This is a genomic window from Binatus sp. (SeqCode) (genome assembly GCF_035272065.1).
GTDB lineage: Bacteria > Desulfobacterota > Binatia > Binatales > Binataceae > Binatus.
Genome location: NZ_DATEQZ010000051.1, coordinates 78,705 through 103,003 on the forward strand (window position 1 = coordinate 78,705; position 24,299 = coordinate 103,003).

General features: G+C 62.0%; 20 protein-coding genes, 1 tRNA gene and 1 pseudogene. 7 read left to right on the plus strand and 15 right to left on the minus strand.

The genetic code is table 11. The features are described from left to right. The 9 genes and pseudogenes from VJX68_RS09255 to VJX68_RS09295 form a co-directional block, all read right to left on the minus strand. Positions 1-249, minus strand: coding sequence for a glutaredoxin family protein (locus VJX68_RS09255; RefSeq protein WP_324095398.1), 249 nt, complete (start codon positions 247-249; stop codon positions 1-3). A 9-nt stretch (positions 250-258) separates the two neighbouring features. Continuing rightward, entirely contained in the window at positions 259-969 is a 711-nt protein-coding gene (locus VJX68_RS09260; RefSeq protein ID WP_324095399.1) for a TIGR04282 family arsenosugar biosynthesis glycosyltransferase, read from the minus strand. Then, a complete protein-coding gene (locus tag VJX68_RS09265; protein WP_324095400.1) occupies positions 966-3,971 on the minus strand; it encodes an AsmA-like C-terminal domain-containing protein in 3,006 nt (1,001 codons plus the stop codon). The genes VJX68_RS09260 and VJX68_RS09265 overlap by 4 nt, the downstream gene beginning before the upstream one ends. A gap of 60 nt (positions 3,972-4,031) precedes the next feature. Next, complete coding sequence (gene typA / locus VJX68_RS09270; RefSeq protein WP_324095401.1) at positions 4,032-5,879, minus strand: translational GTPase TypA; 1,848 nt, start codon at positions 5,877-5,879, stop codon at positions 4,032-4,034. 133 nt (positions 5,880-6,012) lie between these two features. Beyond that, positions 6,013-6,540, minus strand: a complete 528-nt coding sequence (locus tag VJX68_RS09275) for a DUF2939 domain-containing protein (RefSeq protein WP_324095402.1) — start codon at positions 6,538-6,540, stop codon at positions 6,013-6,015. Between the two features lie 30 nt (positions 6,541-6,570). Continuing rightward, on the minus strand, positions 6,571-7,314 hold the full coding sequence (pgl, locus tag VJX68_RS09280; protein ID WP_324095403.1) for a 6-phosphogluconolactonase: 744 nt from the start codon (positions 7,312-7,314) through the stop codon (positions 6,571-6,573). Positions 7,315-7,480: 166 nt separating this feature from the next. Next, positions 7,481-10,147: pseudogene (locus VJX68_RS09285) on the minus strand (bifunctional transaldolase/phosoglucose isomerase); the annotation flags it as partial. Positions 10,148-10,210: 63 nt separating this feature from the next. After that, the gene (tkt, locus tag VJX68_RS09290) at positions 10,211-12,241 is read right to left on the minus strand and encodes a transketolase (RefSeq protein WP_324095404.1); all 2,031 of its coding nucleotides are present in this window, start codon (positions 12,239-12,241) and stop codon (positions 10,211-10,213) included. Between the two features lie 113 nt (positions 12,242-12,354). Then, on the minus strand, positions 12,355-12,723 hold the full coding sequence (locus VJX68_RS09295; RefSeq protein WP_324095405.1) for a hypothetical protein: 369 nt from the start codon (positions 12,721-12,723) through the stop codon (positions 12,355-12,357). Between the two features lie 148 nt (positions 12,724-12,871). Between VJX68_RS09295 and fabF the strand changes: the two genes are divergently transcribed. The 7 genes from fabF to VJX68_RS09330 all read left to right on the plus strand — a co-directional run bounded on the left by fabF (position 12,872) and on the right by VJX68_RS09330 (position 20,471). Beyond that, positions 12,872-14,119, plus strand: a complete 1,248-nt coding sequence (gene fabF / locus VJX68_RS09300; RefSeq protein ID WP_324095406.1) for a beta-ketoacyl-ACP synthase II — start codon at positions 12,872-12,874, stop codon at positions 14,117-14,119. 20 nt (positions 14,120-14,139) lie between these two features. Continuing rightward, positions 14,140-15,117, plus strand: a complete 978-nt coding sequence (locus VJX68_RS09305; protein ID WP_324095407.1) for a beta-ketoacyl-ACP synthase III — start codon at positions 14,140-14,142, stop codon at positions 15,115-15,117. Positions 15,118-15,221: 104 nt separating this feature from the next. Then, positions 15,222-16,181 carry an ArsA family ATPase gene (locus VJX68_RS09310; RefSeq protein WP_324095408.1) on the plus strand — a complete coding sequence of 320 codons (960 nt, stop codon included), beginning with the start codon at positions 15,222-15,224 and terminating at the stop codon, positions 16,179-16,181. A gap of 464 nt (positions 16,182-16,645) precedes the next feature. Beyond that, the gene (locus VJX68_RS09315; protein ID WP_324095409.1) at positions 16,646-17,047 is read left to right on the plus strand and encodes a GFA family protein; all 402 of its coding nucleotides are present in this window, start codon (positions 16,646-16,648) and stop codon (positions 17,045-17,047) included. A gap of 109 nt (positions 17,048-17,156) precedes the next feature. Further along, positions 17,157-19,082 (plus strand): methylmalonyl-CoA mutase family protein, encoded by a 1,926-nt coding sequence (locus VJX68_RS09320; protein WP_324095410.1) that lies wholly within the window; start codon positions 17,157-17,159, stop codon positions 19,080-19,082. A gap of 4 nt (positions 19,083-19,086) precedes the next feature. Continuing rightward, positions 19,087-19,566: a hypothetical protein gene (locus tag VJX68_RS09325; RefSeq protein WP_324095411.1), complete on the plus strand. Its 480-nt coding sequence runs from the start codon at positions 19,087-19,089 to the stop codon at positions 19,564-19,566. A gap of 5 nt (positions 19,567-19,571) precedes the next feature. Further along, a complete protein-coding gene (locus VJX68_RS09330; RefSeq protein ID WP_324095412.1) occupies positions 19,572-20,471 on the plus strand; it encodes a pyridoxamine 5'-phosphate oxidase family protein in 900 nt (299 codons plus the stop codon). Positions 20,472-20,544: 73 nt separating this feature from the next. On the opposite strand, the gene VJX68_RS09335 is transcribed toward VJX68_RS09330, so the two are convergent. From VJX68_RS09335 to VJX68_RS09360, 6 genes are all read right to left on the minus strand, one after another. Next, entirely contained in the window at positions 20,545-20,862 is a 318-nt protein-coding gene (locus VJX68_RS09335; protein WP_324095413.1) for a hypothetical protein, read from the minus strand. A gap of 47 nt (positions 20,863-20,909) precedes the next feature. Then, positions 20,910-21,227: a hypothetical protein gene (locus tag VJX68_RS09340; RefSeq protein ID WP_324095414.1), complete on the minus strand. Its 318-nt coding sequence runs from the start codon at positions 21,225-21,227 to the stop codon at positions 20,910-20,912. Positions 21,228-21,430: 203 nt separating this feature from the next. Further along, a tRNA-Cys gene (locus VJX68_RS09345) sits at positions 21,431-21,506 on the minus strand. 247 nt (positions 21,507-21,753) lie between these two features. After that, positions 21,754-22,455: an SOS response-associated peptidase gene (locus tag VJX68_RS09350; RefSeq protein WP_324095415.1), complete on the minus strand. Its 702-nt coding sequence runs from the start codon at positions 22,453-22,455 to the stop codon at positions 21,754-21,756. Positions 22,456-22,467: 12 nt separating this feature from the next. Next, positions 22,468-23,031: a glutathione S-transferase family protein gene (locus VJX68_RS09355; protein ID WP_324095416.1), complete on the minus strand. Its 564-nt coding sequence runs from the start codon at positions 23,029-23,031 to the stop codon at positions 22,468-22,470. 89 nt (positions 23,032-23,120) lie between these two features. Beyond that, positions 23,121-24,299, minus strand: a complete 1,179-nt coding sequence (locus VJX68_RS09360) for an acetate/propionate family kinase (RefSeq protein ID WP_324095417.1) — start codon at positions 24,297-24,299, stop codon at positions 23,121-23,123.

Genomic DNA, 24,299 nt, shown 5'->3' on the forward strand with positions numbered 1-24,299 from the left:
TCAGCTCCGCGCCTCGCGCGCCAGGCGTTTGCGCAATTCGCGCGGAGTGCATCGATACTTGAACGCCTTGCGTTCGTTGACAAACAGCAAAGGCACTTCGATTCCGAAGCGGGCCTCGAGGCCGGGGTCGCCGGTGATCTCGATGCGCTGGATGCGCGCGTCGAATTTTGGGAGTTCACCCGCAATCACCTCTTCCATTTCGCGGCAGAGCTCGCAGTCGTTTCGTGTGTAGAGAATCAGCTCGATCACCGAGGTACTTTAGCGAGCGTGGCGCAGGACTCCAAGACGCTTGAGGACGGACTCCGTCACGGGGCATGGCGAAGAGCTTCCGCGGCGGCGCGATCGCGCCAGCAGTCGCAGATGGGCGGCCAGCAGCATCACGTCCGCCCATCGATCGACGTCGTACCATGCCGGCCCCAGTGCGTAGGGAATGCCGGCGCGTTTGAGAAGCTTGACGGTTGAGTCGAAGACGCCGCCGCTGCCCCATCGAATCGCCGTGAAGATCGGGGGCATCGGACCGCGTACGCCGACCGCGTAGTAGCCGCCGTCGAGGCTGGGCGCGATCACGACGCGGGTGCGGCAAAGTGCTGCGAGGCTGGCGTCGAGCAGAGCAGTTGGAAGTGAGGGCGTGTCGGTACCGATTAGCAGCGCGCCGTGAGATGAAAACTGCCCGAGCGCGCGCGCCATCCGCCTGCCCAGCGAGCCATTTCCTTGATCGATCAACTCGGCGGCGAATCGACGCGCCAGGCGCTGGAAGTATTCGCTGCGCTCGGCGCCGCTCGTTGCACTGGCCGCGATAACGATTTGCGAGGGGCGGATGGAGACTGCCTTGGCGAGCGCGTCGCGAATGAACGCGTCGGATAATCTCGCCGCCGCGGCGGGCGTGAGTGCTCCGATCAACCGGGTCTTGGACTGATTTGCGACCGGCTCGCGGCAAAAAACGATCAGGGCTGGCCGCGAGAGGCTCACTTGATCGTGTTGGGACGAATAATGTTTATCGGCATACCGAGGGTTTTCTTTACGAACTCAGCCACCGACGTGATCGGTTTCGGCAAGATCGACGGATCGCTGACCGGACCGCTGACGTGAAAGTACGCCGCGACCAGTTTGCCCGTGCCTTCACCGATGCGTTCGCCGATCAGCGGGATGTGGTTTAACACCCAATCCACCGTATCGAACGGGAACATGCCGACCTGCATGTCGAGCGTGCCCGCGCCGAACTGAACGCTGCCGCTGGCGGTGATATCCATCACGGGCCCCTTGAGGACGAAGTTGTCGGTGTAGAAGAGACCGCCGTTGCCTTTGAAATCGGTGAAGATCGTTTTGAACGGGACGCCGTTGATGCGCGGGTCCGGAATTTGCGCACTCAGCCAATTCTTGATGTCGATAAAACTGAGCAGTCGCGAGAGAAGCGTAAACTTGTTGAGCGTTCCGTCGCGCACGGTGATCGTCATGTCGCCGGCGAGAGTTTCGAAGAAGTTGGTGTCGGTGTTGCCCCACAAATCGGCAGCGAGAAAGAGATGCCCCACCAACGGCGACTGCTTGTTCTTGCCGCCCAGCATGAAGAGCGGCGCGGGGTCCATGTCGGTGGCGCTGCCCATCATCTGAATCCAGTTGTCCGGGGCACGGCCAACGAGTTCGAGCTGCATCTTCCCGCGATAGGCGGTCGCGCTCATGTTGTAAACGCGCCAATCCCCGGCGGGGCTGCGGGTAAAATCAGTCTTGACGTCGGTCATCTGAAACGCCGCGAGATTTGCCGCGCGCGCTTCGATATGGCCACTGCACGGAACCGGAAAATGAATCGGCGGCGTGGCTGGCGACCACGGCATCCGCACAAAGTTCATCACCTCGAGATCGAGCTTCTGCACGGTGGCGTCGATGCGAATCGAGGGATGGGTGTAGTCGGGCACGGTGACGCGGAAGTTGATCGCCTGGTCCTCGAGCTTCGAACCCGGCATCGACAGGATGACCTGCTTGCGATGCATCGTAAGTGTGGCTCCCTGAACCAGGATAGACGAACGCAGGAAGTTGAATTTCACATCGCCCTTGTCGAGAGTCAGCTTGCCTTCGGGCGTCATGGTCGTGGGATTTTTCGGATCGCTGTTGACGACGACTTTGCCGCCAATCGGCCCGTTCACACTGAAGTCGGACGGATCGATCAGTAGCGACAGCCAGGTTTCGGACGGGAAGTCATGAAGCCCCAGGGTTACATCGCGCAGTGCGAATCCCTGCTTTACGAAATTCACGGTGCCGTCCAGGGTCGCATCGCCACCGGTCGCCGCCAGCATCACGCGGTCGAACTTGACTGAATCCGGATTGACGGTGATGGTGCCGCGAGAAACTTTGAGCGGTCCGGGCGATCCCTTGATCGTGACTACGGTGCCGATAGCATCCGCGCGCACCTGGTAATCCTTGGGCGGAACCAGATTCTTCACGCTCAACTTTCCAGTTGCGGTCGCAACCAGCTGGACGCGGCCGCTCAAGTGCTCGAGACGATCGCGTTGCTGCAGTTGATATAAATCAAGCGACCTGGCGATGGCCGGAAAGAGCTCCGCGAGATCCGCGTCGACGCTCACGCTGGTCTTGTAGTCGGCCCCCTCGACTCCGTTACCGAGATTCGCGCTGGCGACGAGGTCGTGGATGGCGGAGGTTCCGAACTTCGCCGTGCCTTGCGAGATCGTCAGCAAGCCCTTCGAGTAACCAAGCTGCGCGCTCAGGCCCTCGACCGCCGGCAGCCTGGTATCCGCCGGAATTGTGAAACCCAGGTCCTGGATGGTGGCGCTCACCACGAGGTTCTTGCGAATCGTATCGAGCGGGGCAGTCTTGATCTCCTGGAGTGCGGCACTGAGGGTCGCGCCACCGACGGTCACCTTGCCTGGACCGAGCCGGTTGAGCAAATTCACGAAGTCAGCAGGCAGATGGCGAACCGCCAGCAGCTTCTGCTTGACGGTAGCTGCGTCGAAGTGAAACCCGCCAAGTTGGATTCCCAGCTGCGGTTTCTCGCTTTCAGGACCTACAATCTCGGTCTCGCCGGAAAGCAGCGCTGTGTTGACGCGGCGCAAAATGATCTGCGTGACGGCATACTTGCCGTCGGTAACGTCGAAGCCGGCATGCAAGGAGTACTCGCCCAAATCCTGCGGCGCGGCGAGCCGCGCGCTCTTGAGCACCAGATTCTGCGCATTAGCGTCGAGTTCGCCGGTCAACGCGCCGTCGTCATGAACCGAGAACTTGAGGTTGCTCTGGATCGCGCCGGCCAAGGTAAAGCCTTCTGCCTCGATACCCTCCAGCGGCACGTTCCAGGTCCACATCTGGCCATGCCCAAACTCGCTGGGCCGCGCATTGTTGCCGGCGCCAAGGCTGAATTTTCCGCTGATCCCGGCGCCAGAAACGGGCGAGCTCAGCAGCGAGCCTTTGAACTCGATCAGCCATCGGGAAGGATCCCGGCGGGTCCGATATGCGACGATTTCGACATGGTTGGCGAGTCCGGCTCCGTCGGCGTAGCGCACGGATGCGTCGATGGCCTCGACGCGCCAGCAAATCCGCGCGAGCGAATGCAGCGTGTCCTGCAACGCATCGATCGTCGGCGTGCCGGGGCGCGGTACGGGGAGCGCAGCCGAGTTAGTGGCGGTGACAGGAAGGGTGATCTCGGGACTCGACGCGGTCAAGCGATAGAGAGGAAGGCCGGTGCCGGTGAAGAGTGAATGGTAGGAGACGATGGCGCTGAGCGACTTCAGCTTGACGATTTCATGACCGTTGTCGATGACCTGCGGCTGGTCGAGGACAACAATCAGATGAGTACCGAGATGAACGGAACTGGAGCGCGGGATGATCTCGACGCCGGTCCGTTTGTGGATCGAGGCGAGGACATAGACAACGATGCGCGCCTGGTTGAACAGGATCAGCGCCGCGGAACCCCCGATCACGATTGCCAGGATGAGCGCGGAAAGCGCGGCGATTCGGACCAGTCTCATGATTGCCGTGACGCCATCGCCACGTCCGGCGCGGCGCCGTCCGCATGGCTCACGCAGCGATCAGTTGCCTTCGGCCATCTCCGACGGCGGCGCGTCGATGTATCCCGCACGATGCTTGTTCCTGAGGGCGGTCTTGAGGACGCGGTTGCGCAGCCGCACCGACTTGGGCGTGACTTCGACCAGCTCTTCCTCGTCGATCCATTCCAGCGCCGCATCGAGGGTCGGGACGCGCGCCGGCGACAGTCGAACCGCTTCGTCGTGGCCTGACGCGCGCATGTTGCTGAGCTTTTTTTCACGGCACACATTGACGGGCAAGTTTATCTCGCGGGCATACTCGCCGACGATCATCCCTTCGTAAACTGGCTCGCCGGGTCCGACGAAGAATATACCGCGCTCCTGCAAATGGAAGATCGCGTAAGGCGTGGTGACGCCCTCGCGATCGGAAATCATCGCGCCGTTGGCGCGCGAGCGAATCGTGCCCGACCACGGCGCGTAGCCGTTGAACAGCGTATTCATCAGGCCGTTGCCGCGGGTGCTTTCGAGAAAGCGGCCGCGAAAGCCGATCAGGCCGCGCGCGGGAATGTCGTACTCCAGGCGCACGCGATTGCTCGCGTGCGTGACCATCGTGCGCATCTTGGCCTTGCGCGTCGAGAGCATCTGCGTGACGACGCCGATGCACTCGGACGGGATGTCGATGACGAGCATCTCCATCGGTTCGAGTACCTGGCCGTCGGCCTGCTTGGTGATGACGGTGGGCTTCGAGACCTGCATCTCGTAGCCCTCGCGGCGCATCGTTTCGATAATCACCGCGAGCTGCAATTCGCCGCGGCCCATCACGCGCCATGCTTCCGGCGACAACTGCTCGACGCGAGTGCTGACGTTGCGGCGCGCTTCGAATTCGATTCGCTCGCCGAGCTTGCGCGAGGTGACGAATTCTCCCTCGCGGCCCGCCCACGGCGAATTGTTCACCGAGAAAGTCATCGCCACAGTCGGCTCGTCGATGCGAATCGGCGGCAGCGGGCGTGGATTCTCGAGGTCGGCGATCGTTTCGCCGATCGCGATGTCCTCGACCCCGGCGACGATCACTATCTCGCCCGCGCTGGCCGTATCGCGCTCGACCCGCGTGAGCCCCTGCCATCCGTAGATGTGGGCGACCTTGCAGACGACAGTCTTGCCGTCGCGCCGGCAAAGCGAATAGCTCTGCGACGCCGTCATCGAGCCCGCGATGATTCTGCCTACTGCGAGGCGGCCGACATAGTCGTCGTAGTCGATGTTATTGACCTGAAATTGGAGCGTCGCGTCGGGATCGACTTCGGGGCCGGGCAGATGCGCGACGATCGCGTCGAACAGCGGGATCAGATTTTCACTCGGCGTGTCGAGCCTGAGCGACGCGGTGCCGGCGCGGGCCTGCGTGTACAGCACCGGAAAGTCGAGCTGGCTTTCGTTGGCGCCGAGGTCGATGAACAGATCGTAGACCTCGTCGAGAACCTCGGGCGCGCGCGCGTCGGCGCGATCGATCTTGTTGATGCAGAGAATCGCGGGCAGGTTCGACTGGAGCGCCTTCTTGAGCACGAACCGCGTCTGCGGCAGGGGACCCTCGCATGCATCGACCAGCAGCAGCACGCCGTCCACCATCGAGAGCGTGCGCTCGACCTCGCCGCCGAAATCCGAGTGGCCGGGGGTGTCGACGATGTTGATGCGCGTCTCACCCCACAGGATCGAGGTGTTCTTGGCCATGATCGTGATACCGCGCTCGCGCTCGAGCGCGTTGGAATCCATCACGCGATCTATTACCTGCTCGTTGGCGCGGAACACGCCCGACTGCCGCAGCATCGCGTCGACCAAAGTGGTTTTACCGTGATCGACGTGGGCGACGATCGCTAAATTTCTTATATCTGGGCGTCTCATTTTGTGGCGAATGCTAAAACGCGGCCGAGCCCGTCAGGTTCGCCCGCGCGTCAATCCTATTGTAGCCGTCGCCGGGAGCAGAGTAAACGCAGGGGGCGCTAACGCCAGGAGAAACGGTCCCGTAACGCGCGCGCTAAGGCGTGCCTAGGTGCTGGTTGCGCTGGAGCTTTTGGAGCAATTGCCCGACGTCTTCGATCTCGGTAACGCGCCAATAGCCGTCACCACCGCGCGCCAGGTGTATTCTCCACCGCTGCCCCCTGTTGTCCGTGAAGTCCGTGGCCGCGGTGTCGCCGCTGCGATGCAGCAGCACGAGCGAGGCCGCCACCGCAGCGCCGGGCATCTGCACCTCGCGCGCGCCGTCATCGACTTTCTGGACCGCCCACGACTTCGCCAGTTGCGCCATCGGCTTGGTGAGAAGATCGATCGCTGCATTGCCGAGCATCGCGCTCAGCGGGTCGGTGCCGCCCTGCTTCTGCACCATCTCGTAGCCCGCCTTCTTCACGACGCTTTCAAAATCGACGTACTTCGCCGCTTCATCACCGTCGCGCGCGTCGATGGCCTGTTTCATTCGGAGCATGGCCCAACTTGGAGAATTCGGCAGGTAGAACACCGCCCAGCCGGCGACCGCGGCAAAGATGAGAACCGCGGTGAAGTGGCGCAATATGAATCGCATCGCGACTATTCTGTCTGATCAGCGCGGAGAAAGCAGGCTGGCGGAGGCCTTGTCGAGAATCCAGATGAGCTCGCCGTCGTGCGGCGCGACGATCTGCGCAGGGAATTTGTCCGGGTCGCGCGGTCCTTCCAGCACGTCTTTCACCGCAGCCGCTTTCCCCTGTCCCGCCACCAGGAACATCACGCGCTGCGCGTTGTTGATTACCGGCGGCGTGACCGTGAGGCGATTGCGAGGCTCGGCGTCAACCTTCACCCCCGCCACCATGCGCTGCGTTTCGTGAATCACGGAATCGCCGGGAAACAACGACGCTGTGTGACGATTGTCGCCAAGTCCAAGCATCACGAGGTCGAAGTGCGGAAATTCGCCGTCGCCAAGGCCGAACCGCTTGCGCAACAGATTCTCGTAAGCGGCAGCCGCCGCGGCCGAGGGGTCCTCGCCGCGCATCCGATGCACCTGGTCGGGCCGGAGCCCGAGCTTGCTCAGCATCATGCGATTCGCCATCGCGTAATTGCTCTCGGCGTGATCGGGCGGGACGCATCGTTCGTCGCCCCAGAAAAATTGCACTTCCTTCCAATCGACGCTCAGGCGAAACCGCGTCGCGAGCAGGTCGTAAGTGGCGGCCGGCGTCGAGCCGCCCGAGAGACAAAACGTGAACTCGCCGTGCGTGCAGATAGCCTCGCCGGTTATGTGCGCCACTTCTTCGGCAGCGCGGACATAGAGCTCCTGCGCGTCGTTGAGGATGATCAGTTTCGGTTCAGACATAAGTTACCTTGCAATGGCCGCGACGATCTCCCGGCGGAGCGCCTCGATCGCACCGATTGGATCGTCTCCCGCCAGATGTACGCGAATGACGCGCCGGCCATGCGCTTCGAGCGACTGGAAATCGCCGAGAGACTGCGCCTCGTTGAGTTGCGCGAAGTCATATGGCTTACCGGGAATCGTAATCGAGTCGCAATGGTCCTGCGTGATTTGCAGGAACAAGCCGGTGTTCGGACCGCCCTTGTGCAACTGTCCGGTAGAATGCAGGCATCGCGGACCGTAGCCGAATGTTGTCGCAATGCCGTAGCGCTCGACGACGGCTTTGCGAATCGCGGCGATCTCCTTCTCCACCGTCGGATTGGGCGAAACGTACGCCATCACAGCGAAGTAGTCGCCGGGCCGCGCAAGATTCATGAACGCGGCGAGCATCGCGCGAAAATCTTTGCCGCCTTTCAATGCGTCGCTCGCAACGCCGCCGGAAAACAGCGCGAGCTTGCCCTCCTCCGCTACGGGGGCCTGCGCGGGAAACTTCTTGCCGCGCGCGAACTCCGCAAGGATGCGGCTGGTGTTGTCCTTGCTCTCCTGTACGCCCGGCTGCCTGAACGGCTCGACCCCCATCACCGCGGCGGCTGTCACCGATGCGATCTCCCAGCGCATGAATTCTTCGCCCAGATCGATTTTGTCCGACAGCGTGATAAGCACGGTCGGTATCCCGGCCTTTTTGATCGCCGCGAACGCTCCGTCCTGCGCGGAATCGGCGCCGCTTTTGAGCTTGAGGTAAACGAAGACGCGGTCCTTGCCGTAGGACTTCGCGTGGACCATCGGCTCGTCGCAAACAGGAACGATACCGAGACCGTTTGCCGGTACTTTCGGCAATCAGTTGCTCGACCCACAGGCCGAACGCGCTGACTGCCGGCGAAATGATGAACGTTGCCTTGTCACGGCCCGCCTTCTTGAGCGCGCCCAGAGCCGCTCCGAGGCTCACTCCGAGATTTTCCTCGACCCGCACGCATCCGGCAGAGCTGTGCGTCATCCGAATCCCACGGTCCACGAGAGTGGCCACGTCCATTCCGATTAGCGCGGCAGGCACCAGGCCGAAATACGACAGCACTGCGTAGCAGCCCACGATCTCGGGGCGATTCAGGAACACGCGGCGGAACTTATTTTCCTTCGCGAGCGCCGCGAGCTTGGTTCCCGGGTCTGTGATCGCGACGAAATGCGACCCTGCGGGATTCGACGACTTCGCCTTCACGTGCTCGAAGAACGTGTTGAAGTGAGATTCCGTTTCAATGGTATCGCCGGTCTTGCTCGCGACAACGAACAACGACCGTGTGCAATCGATGTTGCGATCGAGCGCCCGGATCGTTTCGGGAACCGTCGTATCAAGAACGTGAAGTTTCGGATATCCGGGCGCGCTCGAGAATGTTGTAGCAAACAGCTCGGCGCTCTGCGACGAGCCGCCCATCCCGAGCAAGACGACATCGCGGATGCCGGCGCTTCGCACTTCGTGGGCAAACGACGCGAGCTCTTTCACCCGCTCGGCCATCGTCTCCGGCACGGTCAGGAAGCCGAGCCCGTTCTTGATTGCCTCCTGCTCCTTAGGTTCCTTCGACCAGAGCGTAGCGTCCTTCTTCCATAGCCGCGCGGGAAAATCGTTCTTGTCGAGATCCTTGAACGTCGTACTGACCTGCGATTCGTAACCGATCGCCGCGATCGTCTGCTTGTCGTGCGCACCATCGATGATTGCCGCGCGCCGGCCTTTGATGACGGCGCTCAAATCCTCGAACGACTGCGCGAACGACTCCACGCCCTCTTTCTGCAACTCCTCGCCGACCTCGATCAGGTCGATCCCGGCCGCCGCGAGCCGCTTGACGACATCGCGCGCCTCGGCGACGTCCTCCGCGAGCGACGCCCGCGGCTTGCCATGGTCGCGAAACGCATCCATCGTCGCGGGCGGCATCGTGTTGACGGTGTCGGGGTCGACGAGTTCCTCGACGTACTTGACGTCGCTGTACGCGTGATTCTTGGTGCCGGTGGACGCCCACAGTGGCCATTGAGGACGCCCGCCCTTCGCGAGCATGTCCTTGAATCGAGCGCCGGCGAAAATTTCCTTGTAACGCTGGTAGATGAGCCGCGAGTTGGCGACCGCCGACTGGCCCATCAGCGCGGCGACCGCCTCGTTCGGCGCGCCCTTCAGTTTATCTTCGAGCTTGCGATCGACGAGAGTCTCGACGCGGCTGACGAACACGCTCGCCACCGACCAGACCTTGTTGATGGATTTACCCGCCCGGAGCCGGCGTTCGAGGCCGCGGATAAACGCCTCGGCGACGTCGTCGTAGTGCTTAATTGAGAACATCAGAGTGACGTTGACGTTGCGCCCCTCGGAAATGAGCTGCTCGATTGCCGGCAGACCCGCGGGCGTCGAGGGCACCTTGATCATCACGTTGGGCCGCGCGAGCGTATCCCAGTAGCGGCGCGCCGCCGCAATAGTGCCGTCGGTGTCGTTGGCGAGCGTCGGCGAAACTTCGTAGCTGATGTAGCCGTGGATGCCGCCGGTCTTGTCGTAGAGCGGGCGGAACGCGTCGGCCGCCATCCTGATGTCCTGCATCGAGAGCGCTTCGTATATTTCGTCGATGCTTCTTTTAGTGGGCGCGAGTTCCTTGAGCTGATCGTCGTAGTCGGTCGAGCCGGCGATCGCTTTTTCGAAGATCGTCGGATTCGACGTCATGCCCTTGAGGCCGTCCTCGTCGAGGATGCGGCGAAATTCAGCGGAGGTGAGCAGATGACGGCGTATGTAATCGAGCCATACGGCCTGTCCAAAATGCTCCAACTGCTTAACAGGATTTTCGGCGCTTGGCCATTGTTCGCTCGCTCCTGAATGAAAATTGGTCGAGCCCGTTTAGCGCGCGAGCAACTTCAGCGCGCGCTCGACGACATTGTCCACGGTGAAGCCGAAATGCTTCATCACTTCCTCGGCCTTGCCCGATGCGCCGTAGGTCGTCATCCCGATAATGTCGCCGTCGAGCCCGACCCATCGGTACCACGACATTGGCGCGCCCGCCTCGACCGCGAGCCGCCGGCGAATGCTCGGCGGCAGAACCGCGTCTCGATAGGCTTGATCCTGCTGCTCGAAAATATTCTCGCTGGGCATGCTTACGACGCGGACCGACTTGCCCTTCTCTTCGAGCTTCGGTTTCGCATCGACGGCCAGCTGCAGTTCAGAACCTGAGCCGATCAAAATGATGTCCGCGGGACGCCCCGCAGTCTCCGTGATCACATACGCGCCGCGACGTGCGCCGCTGGCAGGCGCCATCTTCGTGCGATTGAAAGTCGGCACCTTCTGCCGCGACAGCGCGAGCAACACCGGTCCGTGCGTATGCGTCATGACGGTGCGCCAGGCCTCGACGGCCTCGTTCGCGTCGCCGGGGCGAATCACGGTGAGATGTGGAATCGCGCGCAAGGAAGCCAGATGCTCGATTGGCTCGTGCGTCGGGCCGTCCTCGCCGACACCGATCGAGTCGTGGGTGAAGACGAACACCACCTGCAGTTCCATAAGCGCCGCCAGCCGAATCGACGGCCGTGCATAATCGGTAAAACACAGGAAGCTCGAACCGTAGGGGACGAACCCGCCGTGCAGCGCGAGGCCGTTGAGAATCGAGCACATGCCGTGCTCGCGGATTCCGAAGTGCGGATTGCGGCCCTCGTAATGCCCGCGCTCGAAATCGCCGCCATCTTTGATGTCCGTGAAAGTGGACTCGTTCAAATCGGCGGAGCCGCCGAACAGGTTCCAGACTTTTTTCCCGATGGCAGCCTCGGCTTGCGAGGCTGAAACGCGCGTCGCAAGACTTTCCTTGGGCGTGAACACCGGCAGCTCGGCGTCCCATCCGGCGGGCAGCTCTTTCGCGAGCGCTGTCTGAAATTCACCGGCCAAGGCGGAATTTTTCCTGGCGTAGGTTTCGAACTTCGCGCTCCAATCCCTTTCCAGTTCCTCGCCACGCTCGACGCATTCGCGGAAATGCGCGAGCGCGTCGTCGGGCACGAAAAACGGCGGCTCGGTCGGGTATCTGTAAAATTCCTTGGTCAGCTTGACCTCTTCAACGCCGAGCGGATTGCTGTGTGCCGCAGAGGTGCCCTGCTTATGCGGGCTGCCGTAGCCGATGATCGAGTGCACGCGAATCAACGATGGGCGGCTCGTTTCCGCGACTCCATTTTCGATCGCCTTCGACAGCGCCGCGAGATCATTCGCGTCCGCGACATCCTGCGTATGCCACTTGTAGGCGTCGAAGCGTTTGACCACGTCCTCGTCGAAGGTGAGCTCGGTGTGCCCGTCGATCGTCACGTGGTTGTCGTCGTAGAGATAGATGATGTTGCCGAGCCCGAGGTGGCCCGCGATCGACGCCGCCTCGCTGGCCACACCTTCCATCAGGTCGCCGTCGCTGCAGATGCCGAAGATGCGATGATCGAACAAACCAGATTTGTCGCGATCGAAGCGGGCCTCGAGATGCTTCGCCGCCATCGCCATGCCGACGCCGTTACCGAAGCCCTGGCCGAGCGGCCCGGTGGTAGTCTCGACGCCGGGGACGCACCAATATTCGGGATGCCCGGGGGTTTTGCTGCCGAGCTGGCGAAACTGCTTGATGTCGTCGAGCGAGATGTCGTAGCCTGTGAGATAGAGCAGGCTGTACAGCAGCATCGAGCCGTGGCCCGCCGACAGCACGAAGCGATCGCGCCCGAACCACTTCGCATTCTTAGGGTTGTGGCGCATGAACCGCGTGTAGAGCAGGTAGGCGACGGGCGCCATGCCCATCGGCAATCCGCAATGGCCGGAGTTGGCCTTCTGGACCGCGTCGATGGTCAGCACGCGAATCGCGTTGATGCAGGTTTGGTCCAGGTCGGACCGGTTCACTTTGATTTGCGCTGCAGTCGCCAAGATTTCACCACGGTTGGTTGGGGGCGGCCATCGATTCCGCCAGTTGTTAGTTTAATGGATGAAGCTAAATCTAGCGCGGGCCGCGCACGACTCGCCAACTTCCCGAGTCGCGGTCACCAATCTTTCTTGTCGTCGTCCTTGATGTCGCCGGCCTTGCGACGCATCACGTCCACGCTGGTTTTCGCATCACCTTTGTGACCGGCGCCGAGCGCTTCGGTGAATCGCTCCGCGATAAACCGCATCATCGCGCCCTCTGCCTCATCGAGCGTGCCGCCGAGATTAGCCAGCCGTTCCATCGCAATACGAATCGCGGCAATCGACCCGGCCATGTCGCCCCGCTCGCGGCATGCGAGCGCGTCGCGCAGACCCTCGCGCACGCCGGCAATCGCAGGCCGGGCGCGCTCGCCGATCACAATCTCGAGTTCGCCAAGATTTTGCGCGAGTTTTGTGAACGGATCGTCTGCGGGATTGCTGAACGGCACTTCTGGATTGTTTCATCGGTACAAGTTTAGATGCAAGGCTTGCGGATGGGGGACGCATAACCTGTGCATTGCACGACCGCGGATTCTCGACCACCGCTCTTTTTTGGTAGATGATTAAGTTTGAACTCGACGGAGGATGAGGGGCCTGATGAGACGAATGCTTGAGCGCCGTGTGGTGATCACCGGAGTCGGTCTGGTAACCCCACTCGGAGTTGGAGTGGAGAAGAACTGGGATGCCCTGATGGCGGGTCGGTCCGGTATCGGGCTGATCACGCGCTTCGACGCCTCGGAATTCCCCGCCCGTATCGCAGGTGAGGTGAAGGATTTTAATCCCGAGGACTGGATCGAAAAGCGGGACATCAAAAAGATGGACCCGTTCATCCAGTACGCGGTCGCGTCAGCCGAGCAAGCGATGCGCCAGTCGGGGTTCAAGATCACCGAAGACAACGCCGATAACGTCGGCGTGCTGGTCGGCGTCGGTATCGGCGGCCTTTGCACGATCGAGGAGTACCACAAGGTCTTCATCGAGACCGGGCTGCGCCATGTCACGCCGTTTTTTATCCCCAAGCTGATTAGCAACCTCGCGCCCGGCCAGATCTCGATTCGTTACGGCGCCCGCGGCGCAAATTTCGCGACCACCAGCGCGTGCGCGTCGGGCAGTCATGCGATCGGCGAGGCGTACCGGATGATCAGGCTCGGCTACCTCGACGCCGCGATCACCGGAGGCTCGGAGGCGGCGGTCACGTCGCTGGGCGTGGGCGGATTCGTCGCGATGCGTGCGCTTTCGACGCGCAACGAAGAGCCCGAGAAAGCCAGTCGTCCATTCGACAAGGAGCGCGACGGATTCGTGATGTCGGAGGGCTCGGCCGCGCTGATACTCGAGGAGCGCGACGCTGCGATCAAGCGCGGCGCAAAGATCATTGCCGAAATCTGCGGCTATGCCGCCAACAGCGACGCTTACCACATCACGTCGCCCGCGCCGAATGGACGCGGCGCCGCCAAGTGCATGCGGATGTGCCTTGAAGACAGCGACCTCGATCCCAACGAAGTCGATTACATCAACGCGCACGGCACTTCGACCGAGCAAGGCGATGTCGCCGAGACTCAAGCAGTGAAGCACGTTTTCGGCGAGCGCGCGGCGAAACTTGCGATCAGCTCGACCAAGTCGATGACTGGGCACACGCTTGGTGCCGCCGGCGCGATCGAGTCGGTCTATACGGTCCTCGCGATCGATCGCGGGATGATGCCGCCGACCATCAACCAGGAAGTTCCCGACCCCGAATGCGACCTCGACTACGTGCCCAACAAGGCGCGCCCGGCCAAGATTCGCATCGCGCTCAACAACTCATTCGGCTTCGGCGGCACCAACACCACGCTGGCCTTCAGGCCCGCCTAACCAGGGCTAACCGGTTCATCATGGGCTCAAGAATTGTCGCCACCGGACGAGCCGTCCCGCGCACCGCGCTGACCAACAAGGATCTCGAGCGGTACATGGACACCTCCGACCAGTGGATCCGTTCGCGCACAGGCATCGGCAACCGCTACGCGATGCGGCAGGGCGAGTCGCTCGCGCAAATCGCGATCGACGCGAGCCGCACCGCGCTCGAGCGCGCGGGGCTCAAGCCCGCGGAGCTCGACGCGATCATCGTCGGCACCGTGTCGTCGGAGTACGCGTTCCCGTCGTTCGCATGCCAGATACAGTACGGCCTCGGCATCACGTCGATCCCGGCCTTCGACGTCGCCGCCGCGTGCTCGGGCTTCGTGTATGCGGTTCAAGTCGCGGACGCACAAATGCGCGCCGGCGACTTCAAGCGCGTACTCGTGGTTGGCGCCGACGCGCTCTCGACGATGGTGGATTGGAACGATCGCAGCACCGCGGTGCTGTTTGGCGACGGCGCGGGCGCGTGTGTGATGGTGACAGAGCCGGGAAATCGCGGAGTGCTGTCGAGCCTGCTGCGCTCAGCCGGCGAGCATTGGAACCTGCTCTCGGTCCGCGCCACCGGAACTCGCAGCACTATTGATTCCGAAGTACGTCGATGCACCGATGACGCGATTCAGATGAAAGGCCCGGAGCTGTTCAAAATCGCCGTCAAGAGCATGGAGGAAGTGAGCAGGCTGGTGGCCGAGCGCGCCGGCGTCAAGCTCGAAGAAATCGACCTGTTCGTGCCGCACCAGGCAAACATGCGGATTATTTCGGCGGTCGCCGAGCGGCTCGGGCTGCCGCCGGAAAAAGTCTTCACGAATATAGATCGCTACGGCAACACCTCGGCGGCATCGGTGCCGATCGCGCTCGATGAGGCTCTCGAGCAAGGGCGGATTCACGACAACAGCGTCGTGATGCTGAACGCATGCGGCGGCGGCCTCACCTGGGGAGCAAACCTAATCCGTTGGTAAGGTTCTTGCCTTTATCCGGTCCCCCTTCCCGCGCGGGAAGGGGTTAGGGGTTAGGTTCCACGTAGCACAATGACCGCAAATCCCGTCGCCCAGCTGTTCCACAAATGCTAAACGAAATCCTCGCGCGGCGCGTGCTGATCGTGCTCGGCAAGGGTGGGGTCGGGAAAAGCACGCTCAGCGCCGCGATTGCAAAGCTCGCGACCATGTCCGGCGCGCGCGCTCTCATCATGGAATGCGACGCGCGTGCCCCGCTGGCAGCGACGTTCGGCGTCGCACCGTCGTTCGTGCCGACGCAGGTCGCGCACAATCTTGCGCTGATGACGCTCGATGGGCGCGCTGCGCTCGAGGAATATCTGCGCCTCGTGGTGCCGGGCCGGATGTTGCTGAAGGCGGTGTTCGCCAGCCGCCTCTACCAATTTTTCGTACAAGCCGCGCCTGGGCTGCGCGAACTGATGATGCTCGGGAAGGTTTTCTACGACGCCGGGCGGACCGATCCCAAGGCGCCGGCGCGCAGCCTAATAGTCGTCGATGCGCCCGCCAGCGGACAGGCGATGAGCCTGCTTAAGATGCCGACCGCGGCGCGCTCGACGTTCGGCGACAGCATCGTCGGCAAAGAGGCGAGCAACATCTCGCGGATGCTGCGCGACCGGCGCAATTGCGCAATCGTCCAGGTCACCACCGCCGACAGTCTTTCGATTTCCGAAACGATCGAGACGCACGCGCAGTTGAACAGCATCCATCTCCCGCCGGCCGCCGTGTTCTTTAATCGCATACCGCCATCCGATTTCGACGCTGCCGACATATCGGCATTGACCAGTCGCCGCGGACCTCATTTACGCAAAAGAGATCTCGAGCATCTCGCCGAGCTGGCAAAGTCTGAGCTGAGTCGCGCGGCGGAAGCGCGCAAGGCGATCACGCGAATCCGCACGGCGACCGGAACTCCCGTGCTCGAGATCGCCGAGCACTCCGGTCTCTCGGGAATCGCGCTGATTGACCGCATCGTCGAAAATCTGGCGCACCATCGTGAACACGAACCCGCCCCGCGCGCCGCACATCGCCGCTAACCGCCCCGCCTTCCTCTGTCATCCCGACAACGCTCGCACCCCCTCTATTTGCGATCCAGACGACGCGAGCATCGCGCCCTCTCCTCTGTCATCCCGACGAAGCGAGCAACAGCGACCGCCGACTGTGTCATCCAGACGAAGGGAGCAACGCGAGCGAGGAAGGATCTCGGACAGCTTCGCGCAAGCGAAGCCGGTTCCGGTTCCGAATCTCCGCATCCGTTCCGGAGGGGGGATGAACTATTCAGCCTGACCCCGCCGGACTCGACGTGCTACGTATTGGGTATGGACAACTGTCAGCACGCCCCATGCACCGCCCGGCCTCAAATCGGGCGATCCTCGCCTCCCAGTAAAACAGTTTTCGACGGAACGAAACTACCCTTGGTAGTGCTAACGTCCCAAGACCCCAACATATGGTATGAAGTCGCTTTTTCCGGGATTGCCAAACGAACGTATAGGAGCCAACGATGACCACGCGTCGAGCAGAATGCTCATGCGGCCAGCTTTCAGCGACCTGCTCCGGCGAACCTACTCGCATTGCCGTATGCCGTTGCCTGGCTTGCAAGCGGAAAACGGGCAGCGCATTCGGCTTCAGCGCCTGGTTTCGCGAAGAATACGTCTCAACTGAGGGGCGCGCGGCCGAGTTCGTTCGTGTCGGCGACGACGGCGGCCACATCACTCAAAGTTTCTGTCCGAATTGCGGTGCCACCGTATTTTGGACTATCGACAAACTCGCCGGCTTCGTTGCTGTCTCAGCAGGCGGCTTCGCCGACCTTTCTTTCCCGCCGCCAACGGTGTCCGTCTACCATGAGAGCCGTCGATTTCCCTGGGTTGAGATACGAGCCGAACCGCTTGAGAAACGCGGCTGAGATTGAACCGTTTGAATCGCGCGCAGCTTTGAATGTTTCGTAAACCGAACCGGTATCTTCATCGCACATCGGCTGGAATCCCGATGCCTCGATAACTAACCTTGTGGCGATGCCCGAAGCTGACAAAAAATCTCGCGCGCCTCGCGAACCGTGGATCATCCGCACCTATGCCGGATTCGGCGACGCGCGCCAGGCCAACGAGCGCTTCCTCGCGAACCTGAAGCAGGGTCAGCGCGGGCTTTCGATCGCGTTCGACCTGCCCACGCAGAACGGCTACGACCCCGACGCCCCGGTCGCCCGCGGCGAGGTCGGCGAAGCGGGCGTTTCGATTTGCCATTGGAACGACATGGAGCGGCTGTTCGAGGGAATCCCGCTTCAGTCGATCAACACCTCGATGACGATCAACGCGACCGCGCCGTTCATCCTGGCGCTCTACCTGGTCGTCGCGGAAAAGCACGGTGTGCCCTGGACCGAGCTGCGCGGCACGACGCAGAACGATCTGCTGAAGGAGTTCGTTGCGCGCGGCACGTCGATTTTTCACCCGGAGCTTTCTTTCCGCCTTTCCACCGAGTTGATTCGATTCGCCGTCGAGCGCGTGCCGAACTGGAACCCGATAAACTGCTGCGGCTACCACTACATGGAGAGCGGCGCCGGGCCGGCCGAGGAAATCGGTTACGCGTTCGGCAACGCGCTGCTGATTCTCGATGCGCTGCGTCCCAAGCTCGACGCCGCCGCGTTCGAGCAGACCGTCAGGCGCATTTCATTTTTCATCAATAGCGGCATCGAGCTGGTGCCTGAGATTTGCAAGATTCGCGCGTACTTCAAACTCTGGCGCGAGTTGTGCGCCGGCGAGTACGGCGTCGCCGGCGTCGCCTTCCGCGCCGGATGCCAGGTGCGCTCGCTCACGCTCACCGAGCCGCAGCCCGAAGTGAACATCATCCGCATCGCGTACGAGGCGCTACCGGTCGTCATCTCGGCCGACGCGCGCGTCAACGCGCTCCAATTGCCGGGATTTCGCGAGGCGCTCGCCCTGCCCGACCAGGCCGAGCAGACGCTGAGCCTGCGCACGCAGCAGGTTCTCATGCACGAAACCGGGCTCGCGCGCTATGGCGATATTTTCGAGGGCAGCAAAGTAATCGAGAAGCTCACCGACGAGACCGCGTCGCGCGCGCGCGAAATCGCGATGCGGCTGCGCAAGGCCGGCTACTCCCGCGCCATTTCAATCGTCAGCGGCGAACTTACGCGGCAGCTTGCGGAGCGTCAGCGCAAAGTCGAGTCCGGCGAGATCTTGCAAATAGGAGTCAACGCGTTCACTGGCGAAGTCGGTCTGACGCCCCCGCCTGAGCAGAACGTGGACCACGCCGCGCAGGCGTCGAAGGAAAAGGAACGCGTCGAGTCGATTAAGAGATGGCGCGCGGCACGTGACCAAGCGGCTGTGGCGAAAGCTCGCGAGGCGCTCGAACGGGCGGGTGCGAATGACGGCAGCGGCGGACTGATCGAGGCGACGATCGATCTCGCGCGCGCCGGAGGCACCGTCGGCGAGTGGACCGATTCGCTCGTGCGCGTCGGCCGTGGCCGTTACACGCCGCCGATTCTCGAAACCAGCGTGACCGTCGGCGCGCTTCAGGTGCCGGTCGCGAAGCGGAAGATTCGCATCGCGCTCGGCAAGGCGGGCCTCGACGGGCATATCAACGCGATCAAGCTGCTCGCGCACGCATTCATGCAAGCCGGGATGGAAGTAGTGCTCGCGGGTTTCAAGCAGACGCCGGAGCAGATGGTTGCGACGGTGCTCGAGGAGGACGTCGACGTGCTTGCGATCTCGAGCCTCGCCGGTGCGCATATGTCGATCGCGTGCGAGACGATCGATTTGCTGAAAAGCCGCGGTGCCAGCGACGTCTCGCTCGTGATGGGCGGGATCATCCCCGAAGCCGATCGTAAAGCGCTGCTTAAGCTCGGCGTCAAAGCGATCTTCACGCCCAAGGACTCCAACCTCGGCGAGATCGTCGGCCGCATCATCGCGATCGCAGGTCAGTAAGGTTATGAAAATTTTAAAAGTTGGACGATTGTTCTCGGTTGCGGCCGCGTTCGCGATCCTGATCGCGAGTCCGGCCTTCGCCGAAGAGGTCCGGCCATGGCTATGCCGCGACAAGCCGGTGTTCTCGTATGATCGCGCGATGGAATACCAGGCGACCGCGCGGCCCGGCCGGCAATGGCGACTTTTCTTCATGCAGTACTCGCCCGACGCGGCGCATGATGGCTTCGATATCATCAACTCGCGCGAGATCTCGTCGCGCGGAGATCCGATCACCGGGAGTCTCGCGGCCGGCCGATATTTCGCGGTCGTTCTCTACCGCGAAGGCGGGCATTGGATCTGTCCCGACTACACGCATGACGACCGCAATCCGAAACTCGGCGAAGTGAGCAACCTTTGCTACGGCGACGACGGCCCGCCCTGCCTCGTCAAACTGCAGGTAAAGCCAGATCACCATCTCGCGATGCCCGGCGCGCCTACGCCCTGACCGCGATGAAATTTCACAGCGGCGAAATTGCGGTGCAGGAACGGGCCGGCGTCCGCGACATCGCCGAGGACGTCGGCGAAGGCATCGCCGACCATCTTCCTCCGGGCGCGAGCGAGTTTCTTAAGCGCCGGCAAATGGCGGTGTTCGGCAGTGTCGATAGCCGCGGTAACGTTTGGGCCTCGGTCGTCGCTGGCGAACCCGGGTTTATCGAGACCGTTGATGATCGCACGCTCAGAATCGCGGCGCCGATATCATCCGGCGATCCGCTATTCCGCAATCTGGCAGATGAGGGCCACATCGCTCTGTTCGCGCCGGATTTTGTCGCCTCACGGCGCGTCCGCGTCAACGGCCGGGGCGTTATCCGGGACGGCGCAATCTTCATCACGACCGACGAGGTTTACGGCAACTGCCGGCGCTACCTGCAGGAGCGGATATTTGTCGGCATCCGGCAAACTCCCGCGGCGGAGCAGACGGCTAGCGGAGGGACTGCGCTGTCAGAATCGGAGCAACGGCAGATCTCTCGCGCGGACACCTTCTTCATCGCGACTGATAACCCGGAGCGCGGCGCCGACGTGTCGCACAAGGGCGGCAACCCCGGCTTCGTGCGGATACTCGACGAGCGGCGTATCGCTTTCCCCGACTACAACGGCAACAGCATGTTCAATACGCTGGGCAATCTCACGGTCAATCCACACGCCGGGCTCCTGTTTATCGATTTCGATTCCGGCCGCACTCTTCAGCTCACCGGCCGCGCATCGATCGACTGGAGTCCGATACGCGTGCGCACCTTTTCCGGCGCGGAAAGAGTGATCGACTTCGAGCTCGAGCAGATCATCGACACCGCGACGGGCTTTCCGTTGATCGCGAAATTCCGCCAATTCTCGCGCAACAACCCGAAGCTGTAAGATGCAAATCGATTGGGAATTTGAAACCGCGGAAACGACGGGAGGGGATCGTGTCCCCTCCCGCGAGATTCGATCAGCCGAGCGGGATTTCGGAGTAAACCGCCGATGAAAGGAGATCGGCGCTGGGCTTGTCCGTCGAGTTCACTTCCGTGATCAGCTTTTGCCAGTCCTTGTCGGTCTCGAGCTTGGTGCTGAGTTCGCCGTGCGCCTTCCAGTTCGGCGTTTCAATTACATAGATGAAGGCGTTTGGGGCCGCGCCCGCGACCGCGCTGAGCGTGCGCGTGGTGGCGCCCAATCCTCTGATAATCTTGTCCGCCCGCTTGGCGATAGCGAGAAATTGCTCGACGGCGCCTGGACGCGGAGCCCAGGTAAAGACTTGTGCGATAGCCATAGTTTTCTCCTAATGCGTGATGAGTTTTCTTCGTTCGACGATTCCGTCTAGCTCGGCAGTTCCACGTTGAGTCCGGTCGCGACCCTTTCGGCGTTCGGCGACTTGGCGGAGCTGATCTCGGCCACGAATGACTGCCAGTCCTTGTCGGTCTCGAGCTTTGCCATGTAGTTGCCGTATTCCTTCCAGTCGCTGTGCTCGACCACCAGGGCGATCGCTCCCGCATTCGGGCCCGACGCCTCGTTATACGCGCGAAGTGTTCCGCCCATGCGCTTGATCATCTTTTGAGCCCGCCCGATGTCGCGCATCAGCGCTTCGAGACGACCCGGTAGAGGTTTGAGAAACACGACGCTTGATACCGCTGCCATAATGAGCCTCCTGCCGTTAAGTAACTGTTGACAATCACGATGGAGCTGTCGCGAGAGATATCGCCTCGCAACCACGTCCACCCCTTGTTCGGCAAATCGCTGGTTCCGAGAGAATCAGGAAAAGCAGGCCGAAGATGTGGAGAGATACGCCGTTGCCAGCCTTGCGTCAAGCTAGCGATTTTCGCGAGGGCTATTGGAAGTTTTGGAGGCGGCGATCGGATTCGAACCGATGCATGGAGGTTTTGCAGACCTCTCCCTTAACCACTTGGGTACGCCGCCCCGCGCCGTGTCGCAGTCACTACCGGACCCGATCAACTATCACGCGCCGGAAAGTGCATCAATTGAGCATCCACGAAGTGTATCTAGTCGCATGGCCACGCCGCATTCCTGTACTGTATTCCCCGGCCGAACGACATTAAGTGGGGCGGCGAAGACCACCACCCAAAAGGCGGCGATTACTTCGGCACCGCTCATGGTCAGAAGTAACTGCGTCTCTACTATGTGGTTCGAAATGCCCTTTGTCCGCCTAGCCACTTCGCATTGAAAAACTCATCTGGCCGGCGGGCTCCAGCAGATCGGGGGAATCGTTGTCAACGTTGTTGACGTCGGGCGAGACCGGAGTTGCGATCAGTAAATCGGCGGGCGCGGGGACCAGTAACCGCTTGAGGGCGTGCGGGTCCGGGGCGCGCGGGTCCATCCAGTCGTCGGCGTCGCGATCTGCCACGATCACCGGCATCCGATCGTGATACGACTCGAGCAGCGCGTTGGCTGATGTCGTTAGAATCGTGAAGGTCGTCTGCCAGACGCCCTGCTCTTTCTGCCATGACTCGTAGAGTCCGGCGAACAGGATCAGACGGCTGTCCTCGCGATGGAACCAGGTCGGCTGCCGCGCGGTCTTTGGCCCGGTCCATTCGAAGAAGCCATCGGCGGGCACGACGCATCGCCGTTTTTGGAACGCGTCGCGGAATGCGCCCCGCGTCTCGACCGTCTCCGAGCGCGCGTTGATAGTCTTGGCCGCCATGCTGGCGTCCTTCGAGCCGCTCTTGACTAGGCCCCAGGTGGCGGGAATCACTTCGCGATTTTCGTACTTGATCCTGACAATGAAATGATTTTGCGTCGGCGCGAGGTTGTAGCGCGGGCGATAATCGACGAACGAGTCCGCCGGGACGCCGAGTTCCGCCGCCAGCGAATTACCGTCGCGCCGCGTGATTGTGAATCGTCCGCACACCTTGGGAATTTACTATCGCGCGTTCTCACTCGGCGGCGTGAATGCGCGTTGGAATGACGGCCGCGCAATCAAGCGCTTTGCGTAGGCGTCGAGCGACGGGAAGTCATCCAGCAGATGGTGCCGCGCGTCGAGCCATATCACGCCCGAACCGATCATCACGTCCGCTGCGGTGATCTTGTTGCCCACGATAAACTCCCGCCCGCTGAGCGCGCGATCGAGAACCAGAAAACACTCTTTCATCCGCTCCCGGTCGAGCGCGAACCCCTCGAGCGCGGCCATCGAATAGAACAGCCACTGGTAGTACATCCCGCGCTCGACGGTGCCGAGCGCCGGCGCCATCCGCTTGTCCGGAAACTTGTCGGCAAGGTAGGCGCAAATGGCGGCCGACTCGAACATCGTGAGCGTACCGTCCTGCAGCGCGGGCAGTAGACCGTGCGGATGAATTTTTCGATACTCGGCGGTCTTGTGTTCTCCGCCTTTGAAATCGATCAGCACAATTTCGTACGGCACCGCGAGTTCTTCGAGCATGATGAGCGGCCTTATTGCCCTGGTCTGCGGTGCGAAATAAAGCTTCATCGCGCGTGCCTCTTCAGGATGTTCTCGACGAGACTTGTGCAGATGACTTATACCGCCGCGAGCAATCTTGCGGCCAGCGAATGCCTATTTCATCCGGTGGGAATTACCAACCGAGCCGTGTGGCGCGCGACCATCAGGTTTTCATCGGTCGGGACGACGCGCACCCGGCAGCGGCTGTCAGCGGCGCTGATCGTGTCCTGGCCGGAATCGTTGCGTCGTGCATCGATCGTGATTCCGAGATGCTCCAGCCCCTCGCAGACTTCCGCGCGAACAGCGGCGGCATGCTCGCCGATCCCGCCGGTGAAGACGAGCATATCCATTCCGCCGAGCGCGGCTGTCAATGCCCCGATCGCTTTCCTGATCTGGTAGCAAAACATTTCGATCGCAAGCGCCGCATCCGCGTTCGTGGCTCGCGCGTCCAGCAACGTCTTCACGTCGGCACTGAGCGCCGAGACCCCCAGCAACCCCGATTTCAGATTCACGAGTTCACCGAGCTGCGCGGCGTCGTAGCCCTTCTGCTCGAGCAGGTAGAGAATCACCCCGGGATCGAGATCGCCCGGCCGCGTGCCCATCATGAAACCGCCGGCCGGCGTGAATCCCATCGTGGTGTCACGAGGGCGGCCGTTTTCCACCGCGGCCATGCTCGCTCCGTTGCCGAGATGCGCGATTATCAGGCGCGGCGGCGCGTCGGCTCCCAGAGCCTGCATGATGTATTCATACGAGATGCCGTGAAAGCCGTAGCGGCGCACTCCCGCGTCCCACAGCTCGCGCGGCAACGGGAAGCGCTCGGCACGCTCGGGAATTCCCCGATGGAACGCGGTGTCGAAACACGCGACCTGCGGAAGTTTCGGATGCCGCGCGGCAACCGCCTCGATACCCTCGATACCGCCCGGCATGTGCAGAGGCGCGAATGGGATCAATTTCTTCAAGTCCGCTAGCAGCGCTGAGGTGACGACTTCCGGAGCCACATGATGCGCGCCGCCGTAGACGATTCGATGCCCGACGGCCTCGAGGCGCGGCAGCTTCAGGCGCTCGAATTCGTCGAACAGCGCATCGACGGCGACCTGCGGGCGCGCGAGTTCGCGGTGCGCTTCGGCGAGCGAACGGCCGTGGGCGTCGCGGATTTTAATTTTACCGCCGCTCGTGCTGATTCGATCCGCAGCGCCTTCGGCCACAATCGATTCGACGCCGCCGGAGACCGAGTACAGTGCGAACTTGCACGACGACGAGCCGACGTTGATGCAGAGTATTATATGACGACCCGGCAA